This is a genomic window from Streptococcus pluranimalium (assembly GCF_047785705.1).
In the GTDB taxonomy this organism is placed as follows: Bacteria; Bacillota; Bacilli; order Lactobacillales; family Streptococcaceae; genus Streptococcus; species Streptococcus pluranimalium_A.
Window position 1 is genome coordinate 1 of record NZ_JBLOJV010000109.1, and the last position, 591, is coordinate 591.

General features: G+C 49.7%; 1 protein-coding gene. It reads right to left on the reverse strand.

The window, feature by feature from the left end; translation table 11 throughout:
* On the reverse strand, positions 1 to 591 hold a 591-nt coding region (locus ACMZ6Z_RS09560), incomplete at both ends, for a GA-like domain-containing protein (RefSeq protein ID WP_416132285.1).

A 591-nucleotide genomic window follows, 5' to 3' on the forward strand; every position in this document is an offset into this window, starting at 1 on the left:
GTTACAGTCGTACCACCTGGGGTTGTCGTTGTGCCTGGAACCTTAGGATCAACCGTTGTGGTTGTGCCGTTTGGATCTGTCACGGTAACTGTACCTGATGGGGCTTTAACAACCGTAGTACCTGTACCTGTTGTTGGATTTGCTGGCGTTGTCGTGATCGTGCCTGTCGCTGGGTCTACAACGGTCACATTACCTTGTGGGTCCTTAACAGTCACTTTACCATCGTTACCAACAGTGATGGTTGCGCCACCTGGGGTCGTTGTTGTGCCTGGAACCTTAGGATCAACCGTTGTGGTTGTGCCGTTTGGATCCGTCACTGTAACTGTACCTGATGGGTCTTTAACAACCGTAGTACCTGTACCTGTTGTTGGATTCGCGTCCGTAACAACTGGACTATCGACAACTTGGATGCCGTTAGCGTCTTGTGTCAACTGAGTCTTCTCTTCACTCTCTGGAAGTTTGCCAACGCTATCTTTTGCAGCTTGAACTTTCTCGTTCGCTGTTTGGAGGAGGGCATCAACTTCCTGTTTCTCAGTTGGAGTGACCAGGTTGTTGCCTTCAACTTCCTCTTTCTTAGTTGCGGCAGCTTGT